This window comes from Cohnella kolymensis, assembly GCF_000829465.1.
GTDB classification, from domain to species: Bacteria; Bacillota; Bacilli; order Paenibacillales; family Paenibacillaceae; genus Cohnella; species Cohnella kolymensis.
In genome coordinates this window covers 83,851-110,736 of record NZ_JXAL01000008.1, presented here as the reverse complement: position 1 = coordinate 110,736, position 26,886 = coordinate 83,851, and the positions used below count along the sequence as shown (strand labels likewise).

Annotated in this window: 27 protein-coding genes and 1 riboswitch; of the genes, 7 read left to right on the top strand and 20 right to left on the bottom strand. The window is 52.5% G+C overall.

Annotated features, from left to right (window positions below; all coding sequences use genetic code 11):
• From SD71_RS23525 to SD71_RS07820, 3 genes are all read right to left on the bottom strand, one after another.
• Nucleotides 1-1,011: hypothetical protein (locus SD71_RS23525; RefSeq protein ID WP_200889578.1), on the bottom strand; the 1,011-nt coding region annotated here is incomplete at its 3' end.
• Nucleotides 1,012-1,093: 82 nt separating this feature from the next.
• A complete protein-coding gene (locus SD71_RS25525) occupies nt 1,094-1,222 on the bottom strand; it encodes a hypothetical protein (RefSeq protein ID WP_268747719.1) in 129 nt (42 codons plus the stop codon).
• Nucleotides 1,223-1,420: 198 nt separating this feature from the next.
• Nucleotides 1,421-1,810 carry a GNAT family N-acetyltransferase gene (locus SD71_RS07820; protein WP_326998721.1) on the bottom strand — a complete coding sequence of 130 codons (390 nt, stop codon included), beginning with the start codon at nt 1,808-1,810 and terminating at the stop codon, nt 1,421-1,423.
• Between the two features lie 100 nt (nt 1,811-1,910).
• Nucleotides 1,911-2,042, top strand: a riboswitch (cyclic di-AMP (ydaO/yuaA leader).
• A gap of 6 nt (nt 2,043-2,048) precedes the next feature.
• Here SD71_RS07820 and SD71_RS07815 point away from each other — a divergent pair.
• Complete coding sequence (locus tag SD71_RS07815) at nt 2,049-2,864, top strand: CAP domain-containing protein (protein ID WP_041061831.1); 816 nt, start codon at nt 2,049-2,051, stop codon at nt 2,862-2,864.
• A 198-nt stretch (nt 2,865-3,062) separates the two neighbouring features.
• Here the strand turns inward: SD71_RS07815 and SD71_RS07810 are convergent, their stop codons facing one another.
• Nucleotides 3,063-3,629 carry an FAD-dependent oxidoreductase gene (locus SD71_RS07810; RefSeq protein ID WP_041061829.1) on the bottom strand — a complete coding sequence of 189 codons (567 nt, stop codon included), beginning with the start codon at nt 3,627-3,629 and terminating at the stop codon, nt 3,063-3,065.
• A gap of 112 nt (nt 3,630-3,741) precedes the next feature.
• Nucleotides 3,742-3,927, bottom strand: a complete 186-nt coding sequence (locus SD71_RS07805; RefSeq protein ID WP_041061827.1) for an H-type small acid-soluble spore protein — start codon at nt 3,925-3,927, stop codon at nt 3,742-3,744.
• Nucleotides 3,928-4,042: 115 nt separating this feature from the next.
• Between SD71_RS07805 and ku the strand changes: the two genes are divergently transcribed.
• Together ku and ligD are read left to right on the top strand one after the other, a co-directional pair.
• Nucleotides 4,043-4,993, top strand: a complete 951-nt coding sequence (gene ku / locus SD71_RS07800) for a non-homologous end joining protein Ku (protein WP_041061825.1) — start codon at nt 4,043-4,045, stop codon at nt 4,991-4,993.
• A gap of 95 nt (nt 4,994-5,088) precedes the next feature.
• Nucleotides 5,089-5,973, top strand: coding sequence for a non-homologous end-joining DNA ligase (gene ligD / locus SD71_RS07795; protein ID WP_082034118.1), 885 nt, complete (start codon nt 5,089-5,091; stop codon nt 5,971-5,973).
• 127 nt (nt 5,974-6,100) lie between these two features.
• Here ligD and cls read toward each other — a convergent pair whose 3' ends face one another.
• The 4 genes from cls to SD71_RS07775 all read right to left on the bottom strand — a co-directional run bounded on the left by cls (nt 6,101) and on the right by SD71_RS07775 (nt 9,994).
• Nucleotides 6,101-7,411: a cardiolipin synthase gene (gene cls, locus SD71_RS07790; protein WP_326998720.1), complete on the bottom strand. Its 1,311-nt coding sequence runs from the start codon at nt 7,409-7,411 to the stop codon at nt 6,101-6,103.
• Nucleotides 7,412-7,599: 188 nt separating this feature from the next.
• Nucleotides 7,600-8,382 (bottom strand): ABC transporter permease, encoded by a 783-nt coding sequence (locus SD71_RS07785; RefSeq protein ID WP_041061821.1) that lies wholly within the window; start codon nt 8,380-8,382, stop codon nt 7,600-7,602.
• Complete coding sequence (locus tag SD71_RS07780; protein WP_041061819.1) at nt 8,375-9,295, bottom strand: ABC transporter ATP-binding protein; 921 nt, start codon at nt 9,293-9,295, stop codon at nt 8,375-8,377. The genes SD71_RS07785 and SD71_RS07780 overlap by 8 nt, the downstream gene beginning before the upstream one ends.
• 240 nt (nt 9,296-9,535) lie before the next feature.
• Complete coding sequence (locus tag SD71_RS07775; protein WP_041061817.1) at nt 9,536-9,994, bottom strand: hypothetical protein; 459 nt, start codon at nt 9,992-9,994, stop codon at nt 9,536-9,538.
• 190 nt (nt 9,995-10,184) lie between these two features.
• Here SD71_RS07775 and SD71_RS07770 point away from each other — a divergent pair, with 190 nt between their 5' ends.
• The gene (locus tag SD71_RS07770; protein ID WP_041061815.1) at nt 10,185-10,556 is read left to right on the top strand and encodes a helix-turn-helix domain-containing protein; all 372 of its coding nucleotides are present in this window, start codon (nt 10,185-10,187) and stop codon (nt 10,554-10,556) included.
• Between the two features lie 80 nt (nt 10,557-10,636).
• Here SD71_RS07770 and SD71_RS23910 read toward each other — a convergent pair whose 3' ends face one another.
• Both SD71_RS23910 and gltB read right to left on the bottom strand, forming a co-directional pair.
• Nucleotides 10,637-10,777 (bottom strand): hypothetical protein, encoded by a 141-nt coding sequence (locus SD71_RS23910; protein ID WP_161793358.1) that lies wholly within the window; start codon nt 10,775-10,777, stop codon nt 10,637-10,639.
• A 232-nt stretch (nt 10,778-11,009) separates the two neighbouring features.
• A complete protein-coding gene (gltB, locus tag SD71_RS07765; protein WP_041061813.1) occupies nt 11,010-15,614 on the bottom strand; it encodes a glutamate synthase large subunit in 4,605 nt (1,534 codons plus the stop codon).
• A gap of 290 nt (nt 15,615-15,904) precedes the next feature.
• Between gltB and SD71_RS07760 the strand changes: the two genes are divergently transcribed.
• A complete protein-coding gene (locus SD71_RS07760; RefSeq protein WP_041061810.1) occupies nt 15,905-17,170 on the top strand; it encodes a stalk domain-containing protein in 1,266 nt (421 codons plus the stop codon).
• A gap of 308 nt (nt 17,171-17,478) precedes the next feature.
• Here the strand turns inward: SD71_RS07760 and SD71_RS07755 are convergent, their stop codons facing one another.
• The 5 genes from SD71_RS07755 to kapB all read right to left on the bottom strand — a co-directional run bounded on the left by SD71_RS07755 (nt 17,479) and on the right by kapB (nt 20,626).
• Nucleotides 17,479-17,871 (bottom strand): YhgE/Pip family protein, encoded by a 393-nt coding sequence (locus SD71_RS07755; protein ID WP_235427032.1) that lies wholly within the window; start codon nt 17,869-17,871, stop codon nt 17,479-17,481.
• Entirely contained in the window at nt 17,775-18,242 is a 468-nt protein-coding gene (locus tag SD71_RS23520) for a YhgE/Pip domain-containing protein (protein ID WP_152619381.1), read from the bottom strand. The genes SD71_RS07755 and SD71_RS23520 overlap by 97 nt, the downstream gene beginning before the upstream one ends.
• Nucleotides 18,236-19,537, bottom strand: a complete 1,302-nt coding sequence (locus SD71_RS07750; RefSeq protein ID WP_041061804.1) for a YhgE/Pip domain-containing protein — start codon at nt 19,535-19,537, stop codon at nt 18,236-18,238. Before SD71_RS07750 ends, SD71_RS23520 begins: the two co-directional genes overlap by 7 nt.
• A gap of 19 nt (nt 19,538-19,556) precedes the next feature.
• Entirely contained in the window at nt 19,557-20,174 is a 618-nt protein-coding gene (locus SD71_RS07745) for a TetR/AcrR family transcriptional regulator (protein ID WP_052476071.1), read from the bottom strand.
• Nucleotides 20,175-20,242: 68 nt separating this feature from the next.
• Nucleotides 20,243-20,626, bottom strand: coding sequence for a sporulation phosphorelay system protein KapB (kapB, locus tag SD71_RS07740; protein WP_041061798.1), 384 nt, complete (start codon nt 20,624-20,626; stop codon nt 20,243-20,245).
• A gap of 162 nt (nt 20,627-20,788) precedes the next feature.
• On the opposite strand from kapB, the gene SD71_RS07735 reads away from it, so the two are divergent.
• On the top strand, nt 20,789-21,904 hold the full coding sequence (locus SD71_RS07735) for an MGDG synthase family glycosyltransferase (protein ID WP_041061795.1): 1,116 nt from the start codon (nt 20,789-20,791) through the stop codon (nt 21,902-21,904).
• Nucleotides 21,905-21,959: 55 nt separating this feature from the next.
• Here SD71_RS07735 and SD71_RS07730 read toward each other — a convergent pair whose 3' ends face one another.
• From SD71_RS07730 to SD71_RS07715, 4 genes are all read right to left on the bottom strand, one after another.
• Nucleotides 21,960-22,781 carry a C40 family peptidase gene (locus SD71_RS07730; protein ID WP_041061792.1) on the bottom strand — a complete coding sequence of 274 codons (822 nt, stop codon included), beginning with the start codon at nt 22,779-22,781 and terminating at the stop codon, nt 21,960-21,962.
• A gap of 247 nt (nt 22,782-23,028) precedes the next feature.
• Complete coding sequence (locus SD71_RS07725; protein WP_041061791.1) at nt 23,029-23,904, bottom strand: cation diffusion facilitator family transporter; 876 nt, start codon at nt 23,902-23,904, stop codon at nt 23,029-23,031.
• A gap of 150 nt (nt 23,905-24,054) precedes the next feature.
• Complete coding sequence (locus SD71_RS07720; RefSeq protein ID WP_041061790.1) at nt 24,055-25,674, bottom strand: ABC-F family ATP-binding cassette domain-containing protein; 1,620 nt, start codon at nt 25,672-25,674, stop codon at nt 24,055-24,057.
• On the bottom strand, nt 25,671-26,645 hold the full coding sequence (locus tag SD71_RS07715; protein WP_052476069.1) for an MBL fold metallo-hydrolase: 975 nt from the start codon (nt 26,643-26,645) through the stop codon (nt 25,671-25,673). Before SD71_RS07715 ends, SD71_RS07720 begins: the two co-directional genes overlap by 4 nt.
• Nucleotides 26,646-26,695: 50 nt before the next feature.
• Here SD71_RS07715 and SD71_RS25520 point away from each other — a divergent pair, with 50 nt between their 5' ends.
• The gene (locus SD71_RS25520) at nt 26,696-26,827 is read left to right on the top strand and encodes a hypothetical protein (RefSeq protein WP_268747718.1); all 132 of its coding nucleotides are present in this window, start codon (nt 26,696-26,698) and stop codon (nt 26,825-26,827) included.
• Nucleotides 26,828-26,886 lie beyond the last annotated feature (59 nt).

Here is a 26,886-nt window from a genome sequence, read left to right as displayed (position 1 = left end):
AGATCCCATAGATCCCATGCCGCTGCCGCTCATAAAGCCCATACTGCCGCCGGGCATCGCGCCACCCATAGCACCCATGCTGCTGCCGCCACCGAAGCCGCCCATCATCGAACTGCCATCCTGGCCTCTACTTTGTGCCATTGCGCTGATGCCGTCAACAGGCAGCGTACTTCCCATAGCACCCATGCTGCTTCCGCCCATGCCACCCATGGAGCCCATAGATCCCATGCCGCTTCCGCCCATACCGCTCATGGAACCCATAGATCCCATGCTGCTGCCGCCCATAAAGCCCATGCTGCCGCCGGGCATCGCGCCACCCATAGCACCCATGCTGCTGCCGCTTCCGAAGCCGCCCATGCTGCCCATTCCCATACCGAGAGATGTACGGCTGCCATCGAATCCGCCCATTTGGCGGGAAGCATCCGGACCTCTGGTCATGCTTTGCGCCATCGCGCTTATACCATCAACAGGCAGCGAACCGCCCATAGTTCCCATGCTTCCGCCTCCGAAGCCGCCCATAGTTCCCATTCCGCCCATGCTGCCACCCATTGCGCCCATGCCGCGGGAGCCCATCGTTCCCATTCCGCCCATCGAACCCATAGAACCAGAACCCATAGAATCCATAGAACCCATAGAACCCATAGAACCCATAGAACCTGAAGCTCCCATACTGCGTGATCCGTCCATACCCATGAAACCCATGCTGCCTGTCGGTTGATTGTACATAGATTGTCCCACCGTTCCTGATGTATTAGTTTGTTGAAGCTGACTGCATAAACTATCGATCTGATTGAGTCGCTGCAATGCGACATCGTGTGCCTGCAAAACGCCTTGGATTGCTTGGGCGGTTTGCTGCTCCCTTTGAGAAAGCTGTTGCAGCTGCATGGCATTTTGCTGTTCGATTTGCTGCAGTTGCACATACAGCTGAGTCGATTGATTCGTTTGAGCGATCAACTGCTGCGCAAGCCGGCTGCACTGCTCAGCCAGGCCTGCAGCATTCTGTTGAAACATGCCATTTCTCCCTTCAGTTCGACATAAGTTTTCCTACCGCATGTTAGTATGATTTTGGTAAATGAAACTTATACATATGCCGTCACAAAAAAACGCCCCTTCCGGCAGGAAGAGACGCGAATGATATTACACGAAATTTCGTTTGAGCGATCAACTGCTGCGCAAGCCGGCTGCACTGCTCAGCCAGGCCTGCAGCATTCTGTTGAAACATGCCATTTCTCCCTTCAGTTCGACATAAGTTTTCCTACCGCATGTTAGTATGATTTTGGTAAATGAAACTTATACATATGCCGTCACAAAAAAACGCCCCTTCCGGCAGGAAGAGACGCGAATGATATTACACGAAATGCGTTTGCTGGGTTAAGACGACGAATGAATGAGCAAAAACAAGCCTAACTTCGCGGCTTTTTCATATAACTCTCTGCATCACGCACAAAACCGAATTTTTCATATAGCGTATGGGCGTCTTGGTTGCAAGAATACCCGTCAGGCCCGGATAATCCCCGATAATGTGCGAAACCAGCGTCTTCCCGATTCCCTGTCCCCGGTAATCCTCATCTATGAAGACATCCGCCAAGTAGAACATTGTAGCGCCGTCAGTGATAACGCGTGCAAACCCGATCTGCCGGTTGTTATGGTCGAACGCTCCGTAGCTGTGCGAGTTCTTCAGTGCTTTGACCGTGACCTCAAGCGGTCTGGTGTCTGCCCAGTAGCTTCTTTGCATAAACCCGTGGATCGTTTCCACATCCAGCAAAGAGTCGTCGTCGCTAATATAAAACCTTTCAAAATCTACTCTCATTTCGATCCCCCATCCCGCTTTTTGCCCTCCTATTTTACCAGAAATCTAGCAATTGTTAATATTTATAAAATGAATCCCCGGCCAAAAGCTGATAGACTTGTAACCATTCAGGCCGAAGTCCAATCGGACGCGGAGGACCCAATTTGTGGGGTGAAGTCGCAGCTTTTGCGGCAGGGACACTCTTTGAACCTAACCCGGCAGCTAACTTCGCAGGCTAACAAAGGGGAGATATAAGTTCATGCAAAAGCAAAGCAACAAAAGTTTCAAGAAACTTCTGATCGCGGGAACGTTGGTATTGGCGCTTTCCGTTCCAGCAGGAGCAGCGTCGGCAGCCGAAACAACGGTAAAGGCGCAACAGACGCAGCAGCTCACTCAAGCTTTGGGTATTGATTTGAATGCCCTTATCCAAAAATATCTGCAAGGCAATCATAATGTTGTTGTGAAACCGATCAACGGTTCATTCGACTTCGGGTGGTATGGCTACGGCTATGAGCAGGCTCCTGTACAGCCAAACAAACCGGCACCGGTTCAGCCCGTAAAACGTGCGCCGGCATACAAGCCTGCGCCGGTACAACCCGCGCCTGTCAAGCACGCACCTGTGAAACAGGCACCAGCACAGCCCGTGAAGCCTGCGCCGTCGTACAAGCCGGCTCAACCGGCAGCTCCCGCCGCAGTTCCCATGTCGCAATTTGCATCGCAAGTTGTGTCCTTGGTCAATAAAGAGCGTGCGAAAGCAGGACTTGCAGCTTTGAACACATCCAACGCCACACTCACAAGAATGGCGCTGGACAAAGCGAAAGACATCTATAACAAAAACTATTTCGATCATAACTCTCCGACGTATGGTTCTCCATTCGATATGATGAAGAAATACGGCATTAAATTCAGCTATGCAGGCGAGAACATCGCCAAAGGACAGCGCACCCCGCAGGAAGTTATGACGGCGTGGATGAACAGCCCCGGGCATCGCGACAATATCCTTAAATCCAATTACACCACCATCGGAGTAGCTTACTACAACGGCGTGTGGGTACAAGAGTTTATCGCACAGTAAGCAGTTATAAAAAAAGGCTTTGCGCGACCCGTGATCGGGTCCGCAAAGCCTTTTTTTCTGCGTATTTCGGCGACGCCCGATGTCCCGCGGAAGATTGCCTGTGAAGTAAGGCGGTTTTTCCGCCTTACATCTCAGCAGCGGCGCGAATTCCACCGTGTAAGACGGTTTTTCCGCCTTACAGCTCAGCAGCGGCGCGAATTACGCTTTCAACACGTCATGATCCACATAACGCTCGCCGTTGATTTCACTGATCACATTAATGGCGACCTTGGCCCCGTCGCCTGCGGTAATAATGGTATGAACACTGACGCCCGCCGCAGTACCGGCAGCCCAGATTCGATCTATATTCGTCTTGCCGTCCGCAGCGGCGTCGATGACCGTTTTGATTCTCGGTTCCGTTCCCGGCTTCATACGGATGCCGCTCGCTTCAGCCAGATCCGCAAAAACGCCGGTTGCCACAATAACATGTGAAGCCTGATAGCTCGCTCCGTCCTCTGTCTCGATCGTGATCCCGTCATCGCCGGCAGTCAACTTGGCTGCTTTTGCGGTCACGAACTCCGCTCCGAATTTCGCCGCCTGTTTTTTGCCTGTCTCTACCAGATCCGGTCCGGAGATCTCGGCAACGCCGTAGTGATTTTCAAGCCAAGCTCGTTTGGTCATGCTTTGATCGCTGTCGATGACCAGCGTCTTCTTACCTGCTTTGGCGGCGAAAATAGCTGCGCTGGCGCCCGCCGGGCCTGCACCGATAATGGCAATATCATTCATGATGAACACTCCTTTGTCTGATATGTATGTCCATTCACTATTGTATCACCTCACAAACTTACTTTCAAAAAGTAAGAAGACGCAGGAATGCCGGCTCTGCGTCTTCGTAAAGTTAATGTACTTCCTTTAAACGATCCACCGGTACGGTTTCCGTATCGGTCGGGTTGTCGCCGACCTTCACTGTGGCAACTCCCTTGCCGGCATCCACTCTTTCGATCCATACCGACTGGCCGTTATCCAATCGAACCGGAATGATATCCGGTGAATTGTAGATTTCCTGCGCTCTCTGCGCATCCATGATGTGTCCGCCTCCGTATCGATTGATCGTTAACCTTTTCCAATATTCCCAACAGGGTTGATTTCCATGCGGTTAGGGCATGCTTGGAATATAAACGTGTAAAGGAGTCATTCATATGCATACGGTCTGGAAAGGCGCGATCAGCTTCGGGTTGGTGCACGTACCCGTAAAGATGTTCACTGCAACCGAGGACAAAGACGTGCACCTGCGGATGATCCATAAAAATTGCGGCACCCCCATCTCGTACACCCGCTCCTGCCCGCACTGCACTACAGAGGTAGAGTGGGAGGATATATCGCGTGGTTACGAATATGAAAAAGGGCGTTTCGTGCTGTTCGACGACGAGGAGCTCGACGCCATCAAACCGGAAAATACCCGCACCATACAAATCCTTGATTTCGTAGACCTCACGGAGATCGATCCCGTTTATTTTGCCAAGCCGTACTACTTATCTCCGGACCAGGCCGGATCAGGCGCATATAATCTGTTGTTGGAAGCGATGAGGCAGTCCGGTAAAATCGGAATCGCGCAGATTGCCATCCGCAGCAAGAGTAGCCTTGCCGCGATCCGCGCCCTGAACAACTGTATTTGTATGGAGACGATGCACTTTCCTGACGAGATCCGGTCTCTTGCGCAGGTACCCAACCTGCCCCAGCAAGCGAATATTAATGAGCGCGAGCTGACGATGGCCCGGATGCTGATCGACCAATTGTCGGCGCCTTTCGAGCCGGAGAAATACACCGACGAATATCGCGCGGCGCTGCAGGATGCAATCCAGCGGAAGATCGCCGGTCAAGGTATAGATGTCGTAACGGCGCCGGCCGCCGAAAGAACGAACGTGATCGACTTGATGGCTGCTTTGCAAGCAAGCCTGGAGGCTGTCCAGACAACGCCGACCGACACGGGAGCTGCAGCAGGCCGCGGACGCGGCGCCGGCCGGGCGAACGCCGCAGCCGCGGGCGCGATGCCTGCTCCCGCTCCGGCAGCACGTGCTCCGCGCACACCGAGAGCGGCAGGCGGAGACGGCGCAGCGCCCAAACCTCGCGCCAGCCGGGCTCGAAAATAAGCAGCCGCACCCGTGGGTGCGGCTTTTGCCTTTTATTTGCGGAAAAGCGCAGAACAGCGGGAAACAGGGGTAAATAAAGAGCGAGGAGGATGTATATGGCAGAACGTACGATATTGCGTTTGGGGGAACAGGAATTATCGCTGTCCCACCCCGATAAGCTGATATGGCCTGATATGGGGATTACTAAGTTGGAATACGTGCAGACGCTGGCGCAAATGGCACCGTTCCTGCTGCCCTACACAACCGGCCGGTATTTAACGACCATCCGTTTTCCGGAGGGGATCCACGGCGTTTCCTTTTATCAGAAAAACTGTCCCCAGCCGAAACCGGACTATGTTCGAACCGCGGATGAAGGCGGAGTGCGTTACGTGGTGTTGGACTCCCTGCCGACTCTTCTCTGGATGGGCAGCTTGTACAGTCTGGAATTTCACGTATCGTCCGATGAGATCGACAATCCGATCCCGAATACCTGGATGCTCGATATCGACCCCACATTGGAGGAAGAGCCCCGGCTGATGGAGGCTGTTGCTCTGGTCGGCGGGCTGCTGCATTCTCTCGGACTGACAGCGGTCCCTAAAACCTCGGGGGCTACAGGGGTTCAAATCGTCATGCCTATCGAGCGCGGTCCCACCTTCGACGATCTCCGGCGTTTCGGCAAGTTTATCTCGGACTATCTCGTGGCTCAGAATCCCAGGCTGTTTACTGTGGAACGGATGAAAAAGGATCGCGGAGATTTGATTTATCTCGATTATCTTCAGCATTACGCCGGCAAAACGCTGCCCTCACCCTACTCCCCGCGTGCCCGCGAGGGCGCTCCGGTGTCCACCCCGATCAGTTGGGAGGAAGTGCAGCGCAACGTAAAGCCCGCAGAATTTAATTTGCGTAATATTGTCGACCGGCTTCGTACTCATGGCGATCTGATCGCTGCCGCTCCGCGCCAGAATTTGACCCCAATCCTGAGAAGCCTGCCGAAGAAGTGATGGGCCTACAATAGCGGTGACAGCAGGCGTGCCATCGCTTCCTTCACCTTCTGCTGCCGCGGACGTCTGGAAAAGTTTTTCCAGTCAATCTGCTCGCTGTCTTTCAAATCCTGCAGAAAATCTTTCTCTAACCGCCGGATGGCTTCGGGTCGTACAGATGAGCATTCACCTCGAAGTTGCTGAAAAAGCTCCGCAGATCCATGTTTGCCGAGCCGACAACGCCGATCACAGAGTCTATGATTAATGTTTTCGCATGAATGAAGCCCTTCTTATACTGCCACACCTTCACCCCGGACCTGAGCATCTCTTCCACGTAAGACAGCGTGGCATAATGGACAATCCACGTATCCGGCACATAGGGAACAATGATTCTTACATCCAATCCGCTCATCGCGGCGTCATGCAGCGCCATGGCGACACTGGCGCTGGGAATGAAATATGGCGATGTCAGCCAGATTCGTTCATTGGCGGAAGACATCATGGCGTATACGGCGTCATGAATCGCATCGCCTAGGCGATTCGGGCCGGCCGGAACGATTTGCACAGGCTCCCCACCGGCACATTCATGCGGAGGAAAGTACCCCGGGCTGTCCAACTTTTCGCCTGTCGCAAGCTCCCAATCTTTCAGAAAAACCTCTTGCAGCCGATAGACCGCGTCACCCTGAATCATCATATGAGTGTCACGCCAATAGCCAAGCCTTTGGTTTTTGCCGATATACTCATCTCCGACATTAATGCCTCCGATAAACCCCTTTAACCCATCCACGACAAGAATTTTCCGGTGATTCCGGTAATTCATCCGCTTTTTCAAAAAGGCAGGCCTCAGCGGGAAGAAACAGGCGTGGCACACACCGCCTTCCTGCAAAACCCGGAGAAAATTGTTATTCAATTTAATACTGCCGATTCCATCATACAGAAGCCTGACCTGCACGCCTTCCTTCACCTTCTCGATTAAAGCCTCCTGGAAAATCCGTCCTGTCGCATCATCCCGAAGGATATAAGTCGCCATATGCACATGATGTCTCGCTTCCCGAATCACCTTGAGCATGGAAGAGTAAGTTTCTTCGCCGTTGTTGTAGATCTCTGTGTGGTTCCTGCCGGAAATGGGCAGATGCCCGCCTTTGATCAGCGACCGGAACAGCCGCTCTTGAAGCCGAAATTCCGGAACGGGCATATGTTCGGGACTGTCGATAATACTGCTTTTGGCCAGCAGCTCCTTGTGACGCTTCTGGTCTGCGCTTCCGCGGCGGCGTGTGGTGCGTCTGCGGCGCCATTCTTGCGCCAGAAAATAATAGAGGATGAAGCCTACAACCGGAAACAGAAACAGGATGAAAAGCCACGCCGTCGCATGAGCCGGCCTGCGAAACTCCAGCAGTAAAATAGTTGCGGCTTGAAAGATAAAAGTAAAGAGTAAGATGCTTGTCCATAGCAGGATCATTGATGTACCTCCGACGTTTACCGATGCTTATCCGATAACGAAACCACGCAGTGCCGCGTGACGTGTTGATTATATCATCATTACCCAACGCGATGGTCTAGAATCAGGGTTCCCATTCCATGACAAAAGCGATGCACGCGGGCTTATCCCGCAGCTGCATCGCTTCCGTGAATCATATCTGAGAAAGGTTAAGCCGTTACATCCCGTTTGCGGAAAACCGTCCATGAGATAAGGTTAAACAGGATAAAGTAGCCCGCCAGCACCGCCAGAGAGAAACCCAGCGTTGTCGGATAGCTCGGGATCATGCCCTGTCCTCCATGCATGTAAGAATTGAGATCCAGGTGCATGAAGATGACGTATTTCACCCACGCCTTATCCACCATCGAGAAGACGTTTGTAATAATAGTGCCCGACAATAGAAGGAAGATAGACAAGCCGATAGCCAGACCGTTGCTGCGAAAAACGGAGGACAGCATGAAGCCGAAGGTGACGATGACAATCAAGCTGATAAACTTGAGTAAATAGTACGTTCCCATATCCGCTACAGGCGAAGTTTCGGCGGCCGGAGTCCCGGCAGATCCGAATATGGCCAGGTTCACCAGCAAAGTAACGATAAAAGCGGTCACCGTAAAGAACAAAGCAAATAGCAGCGTGGATAAATATTTGGACAACAAGATCGCCGAGCGGCTCCAAGGCCGGATTAACAGCAGTTTAATGGTACCCCAAGTGAATTCACCGGCAACGGCCTCGGCGGCTATGACAACCGTAAATATAGTGATAAGGATGAATAGCACGACGGATTCCGTCTGCATGGCTTCCCAGGCGGTTATTTCGATTCCCGGGCCGGCGAAATTGATTAACAATGAGATCAGCGGGGGCAGGAAGACGATAAATCCAAACATTACCCACGAACGCAAGCGGCGGTAGATCTTCATATTCTCGTTCTGTATCAGTCTCCAAAAGTCAGCCATTGGTCTCACTCCCCGTCACTTCGAGGAATTGGTCTTCCAGCGATTTGACTTTGACCCGAATTCCATAAACTTGAATTCCCGCCTCGACCAGACGGCGGTTTATAGATGCGATGGCGTGGCGATCTGCGGCGACCGCCAACAAGCCGTCGACGATCTTCGCCGAACCTGCACCCTGCAGGATTGCAATGGCTGCCTCCGGCCGATCGACGTCGAACAACACTTCCTCTGCTGCGGCAATGCCGCCGCTCTGTCCGTGCAAGGAACGAACGTCGATGATTTGGCCGTTTTGCAGAATCGCCACACGATCACACATCAATTCCATCTCGGACAACAAGTGAGAAGACACGAGCACCGCCGTTCCTTCATCCTGCGCCAAACGCCGCAAATAATCCCGCAGCTCGCGAATGCCCGCGGGATCGAGTCCGTTGGTCGGCTCGTCCAGCACAAGCAGCTTAGGACGGTGCATGACCGCTTGAGCGACTCCAAGACGCTGTCTCATGCCGAGAGAGTACTTCTTCACCTTGTCATGAATGCGGCCTTTCAAACCTACAAGTTCCACAACCTCTTCGATACGCTGTTTGCTGATCGTCGGATTCATGCGGGCATAATGAAGCAGATTCTGATAGCCGGTCAGAAACTTGTACATTTCCGGATTTTCCACAATCGCGCCTACATTCAGAATCGCTTTAGGAAATGCAGTACGAACACTGTGACCCGCGATGTGAATATCTCCTGCGGTCATTCCCATCAGACCGACAATCATACGAATGGTTGTTGTTTTCCCGGATCCGTTCGGACCGAGAAAACCATATACTTCGCCCGGGTGCACCTCAAAGGACACACGGTCGATAATCGTTCGCTTGCCGATCACTTTCGTAACGTTCTGCAGGCGAACGACGGGAGCCTCTGACATAAGCTTCCCTCCGTCTATAGATTGAACAACAACCCTATTATACTTAATCGCCTGCCGGAAATCCGAATATTTAGTTAAATTTTATTTAGATAGGTTCGCACAATGCCCGCAGAATCCGAGTGGATAGTTAACCCGGTAGAAGCCCGTGCGAAATAATATTCCTGCGTGTTCAACCGGCTTTAACTGGCTGCATTTAACACAGTAAAACCGGTGCGCGTGCCTTTTGTCCATGATGCCCTCCTATGAGCTGACGTCAAATTGCCGGAAGCCTCCGAAAACATATCGTTCGGATATTCGCCTGTAAAAAGCCAGAATGTCAGGACTGGAGATAAGCATCGTCTGCAAATACTCGTTTAACCTGACCTGATAGGAATACCGTTCTGCGGCGGTCATTTTCCAGCTGGCTTCATATCTGAATAGCCCGTCTTCCTGTATCCCGCTTACAATAATAGCCTTAAGCGCAGTGGTGTAATGTCCCAATTTCGCCTTCAAAACCCACTGCACATCCGTTCGCGCGGGAATCTCAAGATGAGTCCGAAATTGACAGCCGCTGAAGTTAACGTGGGTCATAAGCACACGCTGAGAACCGCTGTCCACCTGTCTATCCTTAACCCGGTACATGGACAGATCGGCAAACAGGGAGATATGAATGTTAAAATCGCTCTGTTCCGCTTGGTTTCCTAGTGAGTCTCTTTTCATAGTCACCGGCTCCAAAGATACACAGGGTATCAGTTTTTTCGTAGGATTAAGAAAATTTGGGCGTTTGGTCTATGTTGGAACGTTGGATAGCATAATATAGAATGTGGATTAGCGACATTTCGTATCAAAGAATGCAATTCTTCTATATCCATATTATGATGAAGACAACAGAAACCTTCGGAGGTAGCCTATGAATATCGGCAGCCGTATTGCATTCCTTCGGGGTCAACGGCATTTGACACAAGAAGAACTCGCCTCTGCTCTTGGAATCTCGCGGGCAGCTTTGTCCCATTATGAAAAGAATCGCAGGGAACCGGATACGGAGACGCTATCCAAAGTGGCTGACCTGTTTCATGTTTCATTAGACTATCTGGTTGGAAGAACCAACGAGACGAGCGTCACTTTAGACTCGGATGTGCGTCAGTTCACGGACGAATTGGAATTGTCGGATACCGAATTGTTGGAACGCTTCTCACTCACGATCGACGGCCGGAAATTAACCGCGGATGAAGCCCGCAGATTTATCGCATTCGTGCGGGCGGAACGCAATATGAACCCGTAATCCTCGAAGAAACAAAAAACCTCGCTGGATGGCGCTCAGCGCCGCAACCTCGGAGGTTTTTTATATATTCTCTGCGCGCTTCATGATAAACATTGAGGCGGTTTCTTGAACTCATCCGGCCACTTCTCCATTTGTATGCCCAGCTGCTCCAATATTTTTCGAATGTCAATTTCCAACGGTTGTTTGATTTCCTTGGTTCCGATCCCTGTATCCCTCTCCATGAGCGCGGTCAGACACTCCTTCTTTTCTTGAATGTTTCATTAAGCTGATTATAGGGTAATGGGCTCGCAGACGTTGTCGAGCAATGGAGCCATGTCTGCATTATTTATTCAGAACATTTGTCGAAATACCCAAATATTTCAAAAAACACCTTTAAAATGGTATTGAACGTGAAGAAACGTAAAAAAATCCCGTGAACACTAGGTTCACGGGATTTTGTGCAACTATGACCGATTAATTGCCGCTAACGCGGGACAAGTCCCGCATATTCGCCTCGAACGCGGCCAGCAGCGCTTGGTCGCCGCTTAAACCTTTGGCTTCCACCTTCGCGATTTGCTCCATCATCCGTTTGTAATCTTTCGCGATGACTTTCACGAATTTCGCCCGGATGCGGTCCCAGTCCTGCAGGACGGAACGTCCGAGATCGCTGTTCGTGTATTGGACGTGTCTCTCGATCATCGCCCGTACGTCCGCGGCTTCAACATCGTCTTCAAGCCGTTCTAATGCGACCATCTCGAAATTGCACCGGTCGACGAACTTGCCGTCCCAATCAATGACATAGGCGACTCCGCCCGACATGCCCGCTGCGAAATTGCGGCCGGTCCGGCCCAAGACGACAACACGTCCGCCTGTCATATATTCGCAGCCATGATCGCCGACGCCCTCGACGACGACTTTCACGCCGCTGTTCCGCACTGCGAATCTTTCCCCTGCAACGCCGGAAATATAAGCTTCGCCGGAAGTCCCGCCGTAGAAGGCAGTGTTCCCGATAATAATATTCTCGTCTGCTTTGAAGGTCGCCTTCGGTGAAGGGTAGATGGCGATTTTACCGCCGGACAGCCCTTTGCCCACGTAGTCGTTGGCTTCACCTTCAAGCTTCAGGGTGATCCCCTTCGGTACGAATGCACCGAAGCTTTGACCGGCCGTTCCTACGAATTGGAAATCGATCGTATCCTCCGGCAAGCCGTCCTTACCGTACCGGCTCGTCACTTCATGACCGAGAATCGTACCGACAACACGATTCGTATTCTTGACCGGGAAGCTTGCTTTGACCTGCTGCCGGCTATCCAAGGCCGGAGCCGCGGCTTGCAGCAGAGACTGCATATCAAGCGAATCTTCCAGACCATGGTTCTGTCCTTTCGCATTGTAGCGGAAAGAACCTTCCGGCAGCTCCGGCATATGAAGCAGAGGAGTCAAATCGATTCCTTGCATTTTGTAATGCTTGATCGCCTTTTTGGTTTCCAGACGGTCTACGCGTCCCACCATCTCTTGTACGGTGCGGAAGCCCATTTGCGCCATAATTTCACGCAGCTCTTGCGCGACGAAATACATAAAGTTTACGACATGAGCCGGGTCGCCCATATATTTCTTGCGGAGCTCGGGGTTTTGCGTCGCAACGCCGACCGGACAAGTGTCCAGATGACATACCCGCATCATGATACAGCCTACGGTAACGAGCGGAGCGGTAGAAAAACCGAACTCTTCGGCGCCGAGCAGGGCGGCGACCGCCAGATCGCGTCCTGTCATCATCTTGCCGTCAGTCTCCACGACAACCCGGTCGCGCAGATTGTTGAGGATCAAGGTCTGATGGGTCTCGGCAAGTCCAAGCTCCCACGGCAATCCGGCATGCCGGATCGAACCGATCGGCGAGGCTCCCGTCCCGCCGTCATATCCGCTTACCAGAATGACATCGGCGCGGCCTTTGGCCACACCGGCAGCGATTGTGCCGACGCCCACTTCCGAAACCAGCTTGACGTTGATCCGCGCGCGCGGATTCGCGTTCTTGAGATCATGGATCAGCTCCGCCAGATCCTCAATGGAATAAATATCGTGGTGCGGAGGCGGCGAAATCAGGCCGACACCCGGAGTCGAACCGCGAACTTCGGCTACCCAAGGGTACACTTTGCGTCCCGGCAGCTGACCGCCTTCCCCTGGTTTCGCGCCTTGCGCCATCTTGATCTGGATCTCATCGGCATTGCTCAGATAGTAGCTCGTCACTCCGAACCGGCCGGATGCGACCTGTTTGATTGCGCTGCGGCGCCAATCGCCGTTCGCATCGGGAATGAAGCGGCGGAAATCTTCCCCGCCTTCGCCCGAGTTCGACTTGCCTCCGATGCGGTTCATCGCGATGGCAAGCGCTTCATGCGCTTCTTTACTGATCGAACCGAAGGACATGGCTCCGGTTTTGAACCTTTTCACGATGGACTCTACGGATTCCACTTCTTCAATCGGAACAGGCGGCTGATCCAACTTGAACTCCAACAGAGAACGAAGATTCCGTACACTCTCGTATTCACCTTGCACAAGAGCGGAGTACTTTTTAAAAGTGTCGTAGTTATTCGTACGTGTAGCCATCTGCAGCGTATGAATGGTCTTCGGATTGAACAGATGGTCTTCCCCGTCTTTACGCCATTGATAGTCGCCGCCGGAATCCAGTTCGAGATCGGCTCCTTCCTGCTTGGAGAAGGCGCGGCGGTGAGCCGCAAGCGATTCGGAGGCGATGACGTCAAGGCCTACGCCGCCGATCCGGGATGGCGTCCAGGTAAAGTATTGATCGATCACGTCGGAATTCAGTCCGATCGCCTCGAATATTTGTGCTCCCCGGTAAGACTGGATTGTGGAAATCCCCATTTTGGACAGAATTTTCACAACGCCTTTGGTGGAGGCTTTAATAAAGTTTTTGACCGCTTTCTCATGTGTGATGTTGCGCAGCATGCCTTCACGAATCAGGTCATCCAATGTTTCGAATGCCAGGTAAGGGTTCACTGCGCTGACACCGTAACCGATAAGCAGAGCGAAATGATGCACCTCACGCGGCTCTCCCGATTCCAGCAGGATGCTGACCTTCGTCCGGCTGCCTTGACGGATCAGATGGTGGTGCAAAGTGGACACCGCAAGCAGCGACGGTATCGCCGCATTATCTTCGTCCGCTCCCCGGTCCGACAGGATCAGAATGTTATGGCCTTTGGAAATGACGCGGTCCGCCGCTTCGCAAAGCTGTGTCAGCGCGTCGCGCAGGCCCCATTCTCCGTTGTCCGCCGGGAAGAAGATCGGCAGCGTGATGGATTTGAAGCCCGGACGGTGAACATGGCGAAGCTTGGCGAAATCCTCATTCGATAGAACCGGAGAGTACAGACGGATCTGGCGGCAGCTCTCCGGTTCCGGATTAAGCAAATTGCGCTCAGGTCCGACAGTCGTATAGGTTGAAGTAACGATCTCTTCCCGGATCGCATCGATCGGCGGGTTCGTTACTTGCGCAAACATTTGCTTGAAATAGTTGAAAAGCCGCTGAGGCTTCTCGGAAAGCACTGCGAGCGGAGAGTCATAGCCCATGGACGCGAGCGGTTCAACGCCGGTCAACGCCATCGGCTCCATCACTTTGCGGATATCCTCGAAAGTGTATCCGAAGGCTTGCTGCCGCTGCTGAACGGTAGCATGGTTCGGCTCAGGCAGCTCCACAGCATCCGGCAGCTCTTCAAGATCCACCAGATGATCGTTCAGCCACTCCCGATAAGGGTGCTCGGTTACAATCGACTTCTTCACTTCTTCGTCGGAAATGATCCGGCCCTCTTTCGTATCGACAAGCAGAATCCGGCCCGGACGAAGCCGCTCCTTGAGAACGATGTCCTCTTGAGGGATTTCGATAACGCCGGCTTCGGAAGCCATCACGATCAAATCGTCTTTCGTGACGCAGTACCGAGCCGGACGCAGTCCGTTGCGGTCAAGTACGGCGCCGATCTGAACACCGTCGGTGAAGCCCATGGCGGCCGGGCCGTCCCACGGCTCCATAAGGCATGCGTGATACTCGTAGAAAGCTCTTTTGTCCTCGTCCATATGCTCGTCGTTCTGCCAGGGTTCCGGCACCATCATCATGGCTGCATGCGCCATCGAGCGGCCGGATAAAACCATAAATTCAAACGTGTTATCGAACATGGCCGTATCGGACCCGTCCGGAGCGATGACCGGCTTGATTTTCTCCAGATCGTCGCCGAACAGCTCGGAGGCGAACAGCGTCTGGCGGGCGTGCATCCAGTTCACGTTGCCGCGCAGAGTGTTGATCTCGCCGTTATGAATCATATAATGAAACGGATGTGCCCGCTCCCAGCTCGGGAATGTGTTGGTGCTGAAGCGGGAATGTACAAGCGCCATCGCCGTATCCAATTCGGGATTGTGCAGCTCGGTATAGAAATGTCCCACCTGCTCGGTGGTCAACATTCCTTTATATACGATCTTCCTGCTGGAAAGGCTGGACAAATAAAAGCTGTCCGCTCCCTCGATGCCGGCGTAACGAATCGCTTGTTCGGCGCGTTTGCGAATGACATACAGCTTACGTTCGTACGCCATATCATCAGCAAGTGCAGCGGAGCGTGAAATAAACACCTGACGAACGAAAGGCTTGACCTTCTTGGAGGTTTCGCCGAGCTTCTCATCGTTGGTCGGAACGGTGCGCCAGCCTAGAACGGATTGACCTTCTTCCGCCACGATCGCTTCAAATATCTCTTCGTGCTTGCGGCGAACGGATTCGTTCTGAGGCAGGAATGTCATCCCAACTGCATATTGACCTTCCGCAGGCAGCGCAAATCCGATCCGGACCGCTTCGCTGCTGAAGAATTTATGTGGAATTTGCAGCATGATCCCCGCGCCGTCACCGGTGTTGGGCTCACTGCCCTGCCCGCCGCGGTGTTCCATGTTAATGAGCAGAGACAGCGCCTGTTCGACGATTTCGTGAGATTTCAGGCCTTTGATATGAGCGACAAACCCCATGCCGCAGGCGTCATGCTCAAATTGCGGGTCATACAGCCCCTGCTTCGGGGGCAAACCTGGAAGCTTCTCTTTCATACAAAAGCACCTTTCTATATGCAGAGTTATTGAACGGAGTTGAAATTGACGCTTCAAATCTCAGCCAAAATCGCCTAGAATAAAGACACGGCTTAAACATCCAGAAAATGGAGGAAAAATACATGATTATGCACTGAAATACAGTGAATATTCATATTTATTCATTTTAGTTATTATATTATTTTAACACCACCGCAAGAGTAATGGCAATTTAATATTTTTATGATTCCGATAAGAGTTCTTTGGTACGACGGGCACTCACGGGCACAAAATGGGGAGGAAATAAGTGGATGCGGCAAAAAGTGAAATTGTTAATTGCAACGGTTACGGCAGCTATCATCGGTCTTTCATGTATGAATGTTTTGGGGACGGTGGAGAAGGCGGCAGCAGCCGACAAGGACGTGTATCGGATCGTGGCGCTTGGAGATTCCTTAACTGTCGGTTATGAGCCGAAAATGACGGAAGCTTCCGTTCCTTACGGCTATGCCGATCGGATGTACGAGCAAGCTTTGTTCCACGGACGCGCCGAGCTTGAAAATTATGGCGTACTGGGATTAACAACTCCCGGCTTGAATAACTTGCTGCAGGGCGCAGCCGGAGGACGGCCGCTTAAAGCGGCGGACTTGCAGGATTTCACCTCATTTGACACACGGGTCATCAAGCAAGCCGACGCGGTAGCTGCTCGCACTCCGGAGATCTCAGCCGAACTTCGCGAAGCGGATCTGGTAGTTGTTACGATCGGCGGGAACGACTTTGCAGATGTTATCAAATCCATGTCAAACCAATCCATTGAGGATGCGCGTAAGACACTTGCGGACAGCTTCGAAACCCGATTGAATAAATATACAGCCGATTTGGATATCATGATCCGCCTGCTGAATCAATTGGCGCCTGACGCACAGATCGTAATGGCGGATCAATATCTTCCATTATGGGACACACACGCGTTATATCCGGAGTTGAAGTCCGCTGTCGACAAGCTTTCCGCTCAACTTGATCGGATGGCTGCGGATTATATCAAAGAGAACATCCGGTTGAAAGTGGCGCATGTGTCCGAGAAATTCGTAAACAAAGAAACCGAGTATACCTATATCACCTTGTTCGACGGCAACGATATTCACCCGAAGCAGGCGGGATACGAAGCGATGGCGGAAGCTTTCGCAGCAGCTGTGTGGCCGGAGTATCGCAAGCCTTCGGCAAAAGCAGCCGGCGTGCCGCTCTCGGTTATTGTGAATGGCAATGAGCTGGCGAGCAAGCCGACTGTCGTGAAAAATACCACGTTCCTCGCACTTCGGGATTTGGCTAATGCGGTGAACGCGGACCTGAAGTGGACCCAGAAAACGAAGACGGCCGTGTTCTCAAAGAACGGAATGCTTGTCACCGTCACGATTGCCGCCAAGACAATGACGGTGAACGGCATCACACTGCCTGTCGAGACACCGGCTTATGCCGGCAAAGACGGTAAAACCTACGTTCCTCTGTCCCTGATTACCAAAGGCTTGGACTATCAAGTGGTCTATCGCGCGAAGCTCCAAACCGCTTTCATCAATCCTTGATGCCTGCACAATTTGGTGGAAAACCTCCTGCTAATTGCTTGGACAATCGCGTTTCCTGTCATTTAGAGGGAAATCATCGAGCTAATTGGACCGGTTTTCAAACGAACACCATATAATCTCAATATTAAGTTGATGATTTCCAGCTAAACTATTTTTTAGAGTGCCGCACGTTAAAACTAACGTGAGGTTTTCCCTTAAATCAAAATGGAGTGCCAAACTGCTGCCAGTTTGACACTCCATTTGCATTTGTCAGACAACCGCAGCTTCGCGGTTCAATCCAGCATAGAGGTGACGCTGCCGGCGATATTTCACGACAAACAGCACCACCGTGAGTATGATAAATATCGCGCGTAAACCGCAAGAACGAGCAGCTCGCTGCCGATCTCCCCCGCCGCCCCGCCTGCAACGACAAGCCTTAACGCTGAGATCGCATGTGTCATCGGCATCCAAGGACCGATAGCCTGCAGCCATGCCGGCAGCAGCTCGGCCGGGTAAGTGCCTGCGCTGGCCGCCAACTGCAGCGTAAGAAGCACTACGCCGATGAAGCGTCCGATCTGATCGGCTAACGTAATGAAAAACTGAAGTATCTTCATAAACGTCAAAGCTATCGCAATGGAAACGCCGTAGAATAGAGGCACATTGGATACTTGCAGCCCAAATCCGTATAGCAGCACCGAATCGACCAGCACGGTCTGCAGCAAGACAACAGGAGCAAACAGCAGCACCTTGGACAAGTACCATTCCATCCGCTCTCGACCCGATCCGCTGCGTCCCTGAGCGGCAATATGACGGTAGACATCAAGATGCCGACGTACAGGCTGAGCGACAGGAAATAGGGAGTCATACCGGTTCCATAGTTGGGAATATCGGCAAGCTTGTGCTCGGAGACACTGACCGGTTCGGCAAACTGATCCGTCTGCTTTTTGCCGGTCGGCATATCTTTGGCATCCTGCGAGGCTTCGCCCAGCTTACCCGAAAGCTCCTTTGAACCGTCGGTCAACTTGTTAATGCCGCTTGCCAAATCCAAAGATCCGTCCGCCAATCTGATCGTTCCGTCATTTACTTTCAGCATTCCTTGCCCGGCGCTCGCGATTCCCTTATGCAGCTCTCCGCCCCGGAAGCTAATGTCTGTGCGCCGTCTGAGAGCTTCACCGAACCGCTTTCGATTTCCCTGAGTTTACCCGCGAAGAAATCCAGCTTTTCATGCAGCTGAACCGTACCCGTCTGCAGCTCAGCTAAGCCTTGCGCGAGCTCCCCCTCGGCCGCAGCCATCCCGCTTGCGCCTTCCGACAAGCCGTGTGCGCCGACCTGTACTTTACCGGCGCCCGCCGCCAGCTGCTGCGCGGACTTCAGCAGCTCTTGAAATGCCGCATCCCCCGAAGCGTCGGCGTGCTCCTCCGCATATTTCTTCAGCCCTTGTGAAAGCTGATCCGCAGCCGAAGCCACACCTTTGCTGCCTGAATCGACTTCGGAGGCACCCGCTGCCAAAGCCGTTCCGCTCTGCTGCAGCTTGGACACTCCAGCCGCCAAGCGAGCGGCTCCTTCATCGGTCCGCGCAGCTCCTGCCGCCATCTGTGTTCCTGCTTCGGAAGCCTGCTTCAAGCTGTCCGCCAACTTCACGCTGCCTGCCGATAGAGTGCCCGAGCCCTCTGCCAACCGGGCTGATCCGGTCTTCATTTTGTTCAGACCCTGCTTCAACTCAAGAGATCCGTCCGCAAGCTTCGCCAAATTGTCATGCAGCGTTTGCGCTCCCGTGTGAGCCTCTTGTGCTCCATCCGCAAGCCTGGCTGCGCCGTCGCTCGCCTCCTTGAGTCCGTCCGCCGCCTTGCCGACCGAGCCTAACACCGCGTCTGCGTAAGCCTTTGTTACCTCATTAGACACTTTCACTTTAAGCTGCTCCGACGCTTCAGCGCCGATACGGGAATTCAAATAGTTCCAGCCGTCATCGACGAAATATTGAATTTCCGCAAGCTGCGGCGTCTCATTCTTCAGCGTCGTCGTCTGCTGTGAAAAATTGCCCGGAATGATGAACGCCATCGCGTAGCGATGCTCTTTTAACCCCTGCATCGCCTCTTGCCCGCTCGTAAAAGCCCATTTGAAGTCCTTTTGCTTATTTAACTCCTCCGTCAGTTCCCTCCCCACTTGCACGGATTTGCCATCCATAACGGCTCCTTTGTCCTCATTGACGACAGCGACCGGCAGCTCGCTTAACTTCGCATACGGATCCCAGAATGCGCCGATCAACATTCCGCTGTACAAAAGCGGGATCACCAGCAGCCCCACGACAGACAGCATCGCCATCCGGCTGCGGGACAAGCGGCGAAACTCCGACGCCAGCATACGGCTCCGTTTCTCAGAATTTTTCACGCCTCATACTCTCCTTCACTCAGCGAACCGCCAACCCTTCCATCCAATAGAAACGAAAATGCTTCAGTACTTCCTCTTTGCCGAGCGGTTGGCGTAAATAAGGGCCATCAACCGTTAGGGCCAAGTATGTCTTCAGCATAAGATAGGCTGTCAAATCAGGATCGCAAGGCTTCACTTCGCCCCGGTCCACATACACCTTCACATGACGCGCAATGAAAGCGACGATGGCGCCTTCCAGTTGATCCAGCCCTTCCTTGGCCACAGCCGTTCCGATATCGCGAACTTCCTGCGACAGCTTGACCGCGAGCTGGTGCCGGTCCCGGTAGTCCAGCAGCCTGCTGAGCACACCCGTTAAAGTCTCCGCAAAAGGAAGCGAAGAATTCAAAGTCTCCTCGGCAATCTCTCGCATATCATGAATCATTCCGGACATGATCTCGTCGAAAAGCTGTTCTTTATTCGAGAAAAAAGTATATATGGTGCCTTTGCCGACTCCGGCGAGCTTGGCCACCTGTTCCATCGTCGTCGCTTTATAGCCGAATGAAGCAAACGAGCGTTTCGCTGCCTCAATCACTTGCTTGCGGCGATCGACCGGTTTTCGTTCAGCGGACAAGATATGTCCCTCCCTGAAACTGACCATAATAACAATTCGGTCAGTTCGTTCTGAACACTACAATAACATAATTGCTCTGCGTTAACAATGCCCATTTACACGCCGTAATCCTTTTGCAGGCCATGCAAATTTTCCAGACAGCGCTCCGCCCAGCGTTTCATCCGGTCGATCCGTTCCATTTCAATGCCTAATGCGGTTTTCAGGCTGTCCGTGTAAGATGGAATCGCGCCTGCGTATGGTTGGGCTGTCTGGACGGGCACCCATACTTTTTCGGTATAGGCGAGCGCTCTGCGCTCATGAAAGATCGGCGGCTCAGGATCGTACGAACTGTGCAGATCACCTTGCGTCGGATGCTGCAGTACAGCGAGCACCTTTACCAATACTCTGCGTTCGTCGCGATCGATCGTTTCTCCCACATAATCTCCTGTTTTGTATGTTATTTTCACCATTTCAGCGGGTCCTTGCTTGTTATCCATCATTCGCAGCCTCCTTCACTCATCTGATTTGATTTTACTCACTTCTGCGGGAAAAGGAAAACATTGGCCGTCTGCACTCTTTTCTAACATAAAAGGGCTGGCGGGCTTGTCCCAAGTCAACGTTCAGCGTAATATGGAAGTAGGAAAAGTGGGGGATCGTTTCTAATGCGCAAAAAAAGAGTTCTGCTGCTTTCCGAAGGCTTCGGCACCGGACATACACAAGCTGCTTATGCGCTCGCAGTAGGTTTGCGCCAGCTTTCTCCGCGCATCCAGACGCGAGTGATCGAGTTGGGTACTTTCCTCAATCCGATCATCGGCCCTCTCATTTTGTCCGCTTACAGGAAGACGGTCAGCAAACAGCCCAAGCTGGTAGGTAAAATATATCGAAGTCACTATCATAAATCCCTGAACCGGATGACGCAATTTGCGCTGCACCGGCTGTTCTATAATCATGTTTCGGATGTCGTCAGACAGCTCAAGCCGGACTCCATCGTCTGTACCCACCCGTTTCCCAACTCGGTTGTCAGCCGTTTGAAACGATTGGGACTGGACGTTCCTTTGTATACGCTGATTACGGATTACGATGCTCACGGTACCTGGACCAATCCGGAGGTTAACAACTATCTGGTAAGCACGCCTGCAGTACGGGATAAGCTTATTGCCCGCGGCGTATCGCCCGCCAGTATCATGGTCACGGGAATTCCGGTGCATCCCAACTTCTGGCATCCCCACGACCGGGCGGAAATTCTGTCCCAGTTCAATCTGCGCGATATGCCGACCGTATTGATCATGGGCGGAGGCTGGGGACTATTGTATGAAGAGCATCTCGTAGAATATATGACGAATTATTCGGATAAGGTTCAGCTCATCATTGTGCTGGGCAACAACGAGAAGGCTCGGGAGAAGCTGCTCTCCGATGAGCGGTTTCAGCATCCGAACATTCATATTCTCGGCTTCTCCAAAGAGGTGAGCAAGCTGATGGACGTATCCGACCTACTCGTGACGAAGCCCGGCGGCATGACCTGCACGGAAGGCATGTCCAAAGGCATACCGATGCTCTTCTACGAACCGATCCCCGGCCAGGAAGAAGAGAATGCCGAGTACTTCGTTACGCACGGCTTCGGCGAATTGATGACGACCAACGATACGATAGACCGGTGGTTCCGGCTCATTCAGGAACCTTATGCCGCCTATCAGCACAGAGATGCGCTGCTCGCGCTGCGCAATGCAGAGTATCACCCCGCCAAATGCTCGGAAGCCGTGCTTGCTTTAATGCAATAAAAGAGAGTTCGTACCCTGCCTGAGCATGGGATACGAACTCTTTTTTTTGCTGTGATTACAAAGCGCTGCCTCCGAATAGGAAGCGATACTCCCAAGCCTTGCCGGCAAAGCTGTCGATTCGAACGCCGCCGGACGTTTTGGAATACGTATGCAGGATCTTTCCGTTCCCCAGATAGATACCGACATGGGTGATTCTTTCGGAGAAAGACTGTTTGTTCGCATAGTCGGACGCTTTCGATCCTTTGTAGCTCATGAAGAACATCAAGTCGCCGCGCTTCAGTTGATGCCAATCGGTCGTCACGGAATTATGGGATCTAACATAAGCGCCTTGTTGACGTGAGTCTGCAGGCAGTGTGATCTGAAGGGCGTCTTTGAAAGCCTGGCGAACAAAATCCGAGCAGTCAAAGGTTGTTGTCGTGCTGCGGCTGGAGCCGAATTCGTAAGGTGTTCCCAGGTATTGGGTTCCCGCTTGAATGACCTTTTCCACACTCGCTGACGGTTGTGCCGGTGCTGGAGTTGGAGTTGTCGGAGCAGGTGCCGGCTGAGTGGGCTGAGTTGGTTGAGCCGGTTCACTCGGCTGCGTCGGCGCAGGCTCCGATTCATTTGCGAGTTTCACATATTTGCTGCTTGAAGATATGTATCCCACAGCACCTCTGCCGTCTTTAACCTTCAACCAGTAACGATTCAGTTTTTCAAGAACGATGACCGACTGTCCGGCTCTCAGAGATGTCATTACTTCAGCCGATGTGCTGGGTCCGTTACGGAAATTGACAGTGGACACGATTTCCCCGGTCAAAGACGCCGCTGCGGCCGAGGAAACCGGAACAGAAACCAACAGTAGAAGAGAAGCCAATAATAGCAAGATTCCTTTTCTCAAATGTCTAGTCCTCCCATGTTTGTCGTTTGTGGACTGCCGTCCCGCCTTGTCCATTATAGGTGTCCACGATAAACGGAGACCATGGAAAACGGTTCCAGACTCTAGTCCGCATGAGAGCAAGAATATAGGTATAAAGAACTAATGTCGTTGTCTCGCAACGCCCCGCCTGATGCCCGGAAGGATCTATTTACCAACAAAAAAAACCGCTTATCGCGGTTTAAAATGAGTAGATGAGCTGCTTTGCGGGCTATGCGGTGACATCGGGTTCTACATGAACATGTACATTGCGAATGCCGTGCTTGCGTATCATTCTCTGTTCAATGATATCGCATATTTCATGGCTCTCCATTAAGGACATGGAAGAATCGACTGCGATGATGACATCCACGAGAACGGTGCTGCCGTGGATTCTGGCGCGTATGTCTTTGATCGCCTTCACTCCGTCTGTCCGTTCTACCGTTGCGCGCAGATTGACCAGCTGTTGAACGTCGAAACCGTCCGTGAGCGTACGAGTCGCATCCGTGAAAATTTCCCAGGCGGTCTTGAGGATGATCAAACCGACGATGATTGCCGCCACCGCATCCAGCCAAGGAACACCGAGATATGAGCCGAAAATGCCGGTTGCGGCGCCGATGCTGACGTAAGCATCAGACCGGTTGTCCTTGGCAGCCGCCATCAATGCCTGGTTCTGAATGCGCCTCGCCAGCCTTACGTTATAGGCGTAGATCCCCAGCATAACCGCGGCCGCGGCCAGCGCCACCCAAGCGGCCTCAAGCCCCGGGGAAACGAATTCGCCCTGCCACAGGTTGCGGACAGCAGCGATCAGCACCTGCAGCCCTACCGATGCCATTATGAAGGAAGCGATCAGCGCTGCGATCGTTTCCGCTCTCAGATGGCCGTACGGATGTTCTTGATCCGGCGGCTTCCGCGAAATGCGAAGGCCGATCAGCACCGCGAGCGAAGCCACGATGTCGGTGACATTGTTAAAGCCGTCTGCGGTCAGCGCTTCGGAAGCGAACATCCAGCCCGCCCCTAGCTTCATAGCCGACAGCAACAAATAGGCGCCGATGCTGATCCAAGCGCCTTTTTCACCTTTTTTAATATCTTCATATACGTCAGTCACCTAATGCCACCTACCCTGCACAACAGGCTGTGTTACCGGAAAATACACATTCGGCTATTTTGTCCAAGTTCCCGTCATCAAGTCCCTGCAGGTCAAACGCAAAAAAGGGCAATAGCGGAATGACGGTTCCACCATTGCCCTTATGATCTATTAAGCCGACAAATAACGAGAGCGAAGCTGCTGCACTTCCGGATGCTCGAGATATTCGTCGAAGGTCATCATCCGGTCGATAATGCCGTTCGGAGTAATCTCGATGATCCGGTTTGCGATCGTTTGAACGAACTGATGGTCATGAGAGGTGAAAATGATCGGTCCGTCAAAATCAATCAAACCGTTATTCAGCGCAGTAATCGATTCTAAGTCCAGATGGTTGGTCGGTTCGTCGAGCAGCAGTACGTTTCCGTTGGTGAGCATCATCCGGGACAGCATACAGCGCACTTTCTCGCCTCCGGACAATACGGAGCCTTTTTTCAGCGCCTCGTCTCCTGAGAAAAGCATCCGGCCAAGGAAACCGCGAATGAACGATTCATCCGGATCCTTGCTGTACTGGCGGAGCCACTCGGCCAGGTTCAAATCCACCCCATCGAAGTAGGATGTATTGTCTTTAGGGAAATAAGCCGCCGTGGCCGTCACACCCCATTGAACGGAGCCGGAATCAGGCTCTCGCTCGCCCATAAGAATCTGGAACAGCGTGGTTTTGGCATTGCCCAGCGGACCCACAAGAGCAATCTTATCGCCTTTGTTGACGACAAAGCTTACCGAATCCAATACCTTCTCGCCGTCAAGAGTCGCGGACACATTGTCAACAGTAACAACCTGCTTACCCACTTCACGTTCCGGCTTAAAGTTAATGAACGGATATTTGCGGTTAGAAGGCCGGATGTCATCGAGCGAAATTTTATCCAACAGCTTCTTACGGCTTGTCGCTTGCTTGGCCTTGGATTTGTTCGCGGAGAACCGTTGGACGAATTCCTGCAGTTCTTTGATCTTGTCTTCCTTCTTCTTGTTCTGATCCCGCATGAGCCTCATAGCCAATTGACTGGACTCATACCAGAAATCGTAGTTACCGACATACATCTGAATCTTGCCGAAATCGATGTCTGCGATGTGCGTACATACTTGATTCAAGAAATGGCGGTCGTGAGACACGACGATAACGGTACCCTCATAACCGGCCAAGAAGTGCTCCAACCAGTTGATAGACTCAAGATCCAAGTGGTTGGTAGGCTCATCGAGCAATAGGATTTGCGGATTACCGAACAAAGCTTGCGCAAGCAGCACACGAACTTTCTCGTTGCCGCCGAGCTCTGCCATCTTCTTGTCATGCAGTTCAGTCGTGATCCCGAGGCCGTTCAGCATAGATGCCGCTTCGCTCTCGGCTTCCCAGCCGTTCATCTCTGCGAATTCCGCTTCCAGCTCGCCGGCACGCATACCGTCTTCATCGGTAAAATCGGCTTTCGCATAGATTGCATCCTTCTCTTTCATTACTTTGTACAACCGCTCGTAACCCATGATGACGGTTTCGAGCACATTGTACTCGTCATATTCGAAATGGTTCTGCTTGAGCACAGCCAGCCGCTCGCCGGGGGTAATGTGGACTTCACCCGAGGAGGCCTCCACTTCTCCGGACAAAATTTTCAGGAACGTCGATTTGCCGGCGCCGTTGGCGCCGATCAAGCCGTAGCAGTTGCCCGGTGTAAATTTAATATTAACGTCTTCGAACAGGGGGCGTTTGCCGAAACGCAGACCAACGCCATTAACAGTAATCATGTGTGTAATCCATCCTTTGCTTCAGTATCGGGAGTATTGGACTGAAAACGCATGGTCTCGCCATGCTTCAGCAAAAATATTTTCTCAGCAGGGATGCCGAGCTGCTGTCTCGCAGCTTCAAGCCTCTGCAGGGCGTCGATCGGCGTATCGTCAGACAGCTTGAACGCGCCATAATGCATCGGTACGAAATATTTCGCCCCGACGTCGATGAAAGCTTGCAGCGCTTCTTCCGGGCTGACGTGCTGTGACGCCATGAACCATTCGGGGTCATAGGCGCCGATGGGCAGGAGGGCGACATCGATCTTGAACTTGCGCCCGATTTCTTGGAAGCCGCGGAAATAGCCGCTGTCACCGGCAAAATATATCGTGGGGCCATGATCGATTTGCAGCACCCAGCCGCCCCAATGGGAAGTATTCATATCCCATGGGTTGCGGCGGGTCCAATGCTGGGCGGGCACAAAGGTGAATTTCACACCCTGAAGCGACGTATCCTCCCACCAGTGCATTTCATCACACTGCAGGAATCCGCGCAGCAGGAGCTTCTTCCGGAGCCCGGCCGGGACAATCATTCTTTTGGGGCCTCTGAGCCTGCGGAGCGAGGATACGTGCAAATGATCATAGTGCGAATGCGAAATCAGAACAACATCTACGGACGGCATGTCCGATAATTCGATGCCGGGCGGCGCAAGCCTTCTCTGGAATGCCATACGCCTTGCCCACACCGGATCGGTGACGATGTTCAGACCCGCCATCTGTATCAAAAATGTAGAGTGGCCGATCCAGGTGATGGACGGCTCACTGCGGTTATTTTGCAAAAAAGGAAGATCCGGGGCCACATTGGGAACACAATTGATGCTGTAGGCTTTGTTGCGTAATTTACGGAAACGGTCCTCGCGCCAGCGGTCGAATTGAGCTTTGGAAGCTTTGCCCGCACGGATCGAGTCCAGGTTGCCGAAGCGTCTTCTAGGCATGAAATCCCTCCGATGAAGTGCTCATGTATACTATAGCAGGAAATTCGCCAATGTACCAAGTCATTAAGGAAATAGGCGGCGGCCCCGTGAGCAATAATGGCGGCGCTGTGACGGTTCGAGCCGGCGCTGCCGAAGGGTTCCTTGTATTAATCATAATACCCAATGAATTCCCCGTTAAATAATGATGAAGCTCAGCGCTTCTTTTTTGGCAAAAATCCAGTGTTGCGGTATTGTATAAGTA

Excerpts from the sequence above, each read along its gene's own strand:
- SD71_RS07820 (WP_326998721.1), bottom strand. The coding sequence starts at position 1,810 with ATGAGAGTAGATTTTGAAAGGTTTTATATTAGCGACGACGACTCTTTG.
- SD71_RS07715 (WP_052476069.1), bottom strand. The coding sequence starts at position 26,645 with ATGCCTAGAAGACGCTTCGGCAACCTGGACTCGATCCGTGCGGGCAAA.
- SD71_RS07810 (WP_041061829.1), bottom strand. The coding sequence starts at position 3,629 with ATGAATGATATTGCCATTATCGGTGCAGGCCCGGCGGGCGCCAGCGCA.
- SD71_RS07785 (WP_041061821.1), bottom strand. The coding sequence starts at position 8,382 with ATGGCTGACTTTTGGAGACTGATACAGAACGAGAATATGAAGATCTAC.
- SD71_RS07775 (WP_041061817.1), bottom strand. The coding sequence starts at position 9,994 with ATGAAAAGAGACTCACTAGGAAACCAAGCGGAACAGAGCGATTTTAAC.
- SD71_RS07735 (WP_041061795.1), top strand. The coding sequence starts at position 20,789 with ATGCGCAAAAAAAGAGTTCTGCTGCTTTCCGAAGGCTTCGGCACCGGA.
- SD71_RS25525 (WP_268747719.1), bottom strand. The coding sequence starts at position 1,222 with ATGTTTCAACAGAATGCTGCAGGCCTGGCTGAGCAGTGCAGCCGGCTT.
- SD71_RS07770 (WP_041061815.1), top strand. The coding sequence starts at position 10,185 with ATGAATATCGGCAGCCGTATTGCATTCCTTCGGGGTCAACGGCATTTG.
- cls (WP_326998720.1), bottom strand. The coding sequence starts at position 7,411 with ATGATCCTGCTATGGACAAGCATCTTACTCTTTACTTTTATCTTTCAA.
- SD71_RS07760 (WP_041061810.1), top strand. The coding sequence starts at position 15,905 with ATGCGGCAAAAAGTGAAATTGTTAATTGCAACGGTTACGGCAGCTATC.
- SD71_RS07720 (WP_041061790.1), bottom strand. The coding sequence starts at position 25,674 with ATGATTACTGTTAATGGCGTTGGTCTGCGTTTCGGCAAACGCCCCCTG.
- kapB (WP_041061798.1), bottom strand. The coding sequence starts at position 20,626 with ATGATGGATAACAAGCAAGGACCCGCTGAAATGGTGAAAATAACATAC.
- gltB (WP_041061813.1), bottom strand. The coding sequence starts at position 15,614 with ATGAAAGAGAAGCTTCCAGGTTTGCCCCCGAAGCAGGGGCTGTATGAC.
- SD71_RS07745 (WP_052476071.1), bottom strand. The coding sequence starts at position 20,174 with ATGGTCAGTTTCAGGGAGGGACATATCTTGTCCGCTGAACGAAAACCG.
- SD71_RS25520 (WP_268747718.1), top strand. The coding sequence starts at position 26,696 with ATGTACCAAGTCATTAAGGAAATAGGCGGCGGCCCCGTGAGCAATAAT.
- ligD (WP_082034118.1), top strand. The coding sequence starts at position 5,089 with ATGGCAGAACGTACGATATTGCGTTTGGGGGAACAGGAATTATCGCTG.
- SD71_RS07805 (WP_041061827.1), bottom strand. The coding sequence starts at position 3,927 with ATGGATGCGCAGAGAGCGCAGGAAATCTACAATTCACCGGATATCATT.
- SD71_RS23520 (WP_152619381.1), bottom strand. The coding sequence starts at position 18,242 with ATGCTGAAAGTAAATGACGGAACGATCAGATTGGCGGACGGATCTTTG.
- SD71_RS07815 (WP_041061831.1), top strand. The coding sequence starts at position 2,049 with ATGCAAAAGCAAAGCAACAAAAGTTTCAAGAAACTTCTGATCGCGGGA.
- SD71_RS07780 (WP_041061819.1), bottom strand. The coding sequence starts at position 9,295 with ATGTCAGAGGCTCCCGTCGTTCGCCTGCAGAACGTTACGAAAGTGATC.
- ku (WP_041061825.1), top strand. The coding sequence starts at position 4,043 with ATGCATACGGTCTGGAAAGGCGCGATCAGCTTCGGGTTGGTGCACGTA.
- SD71_RS23910 (WP_161793358.1), bottom strand. The coding sequence starts at position 10,777 with ATGGAGAGGGATACAGGGATCGGAACCAAGGAAATCAAACAACCGTTG.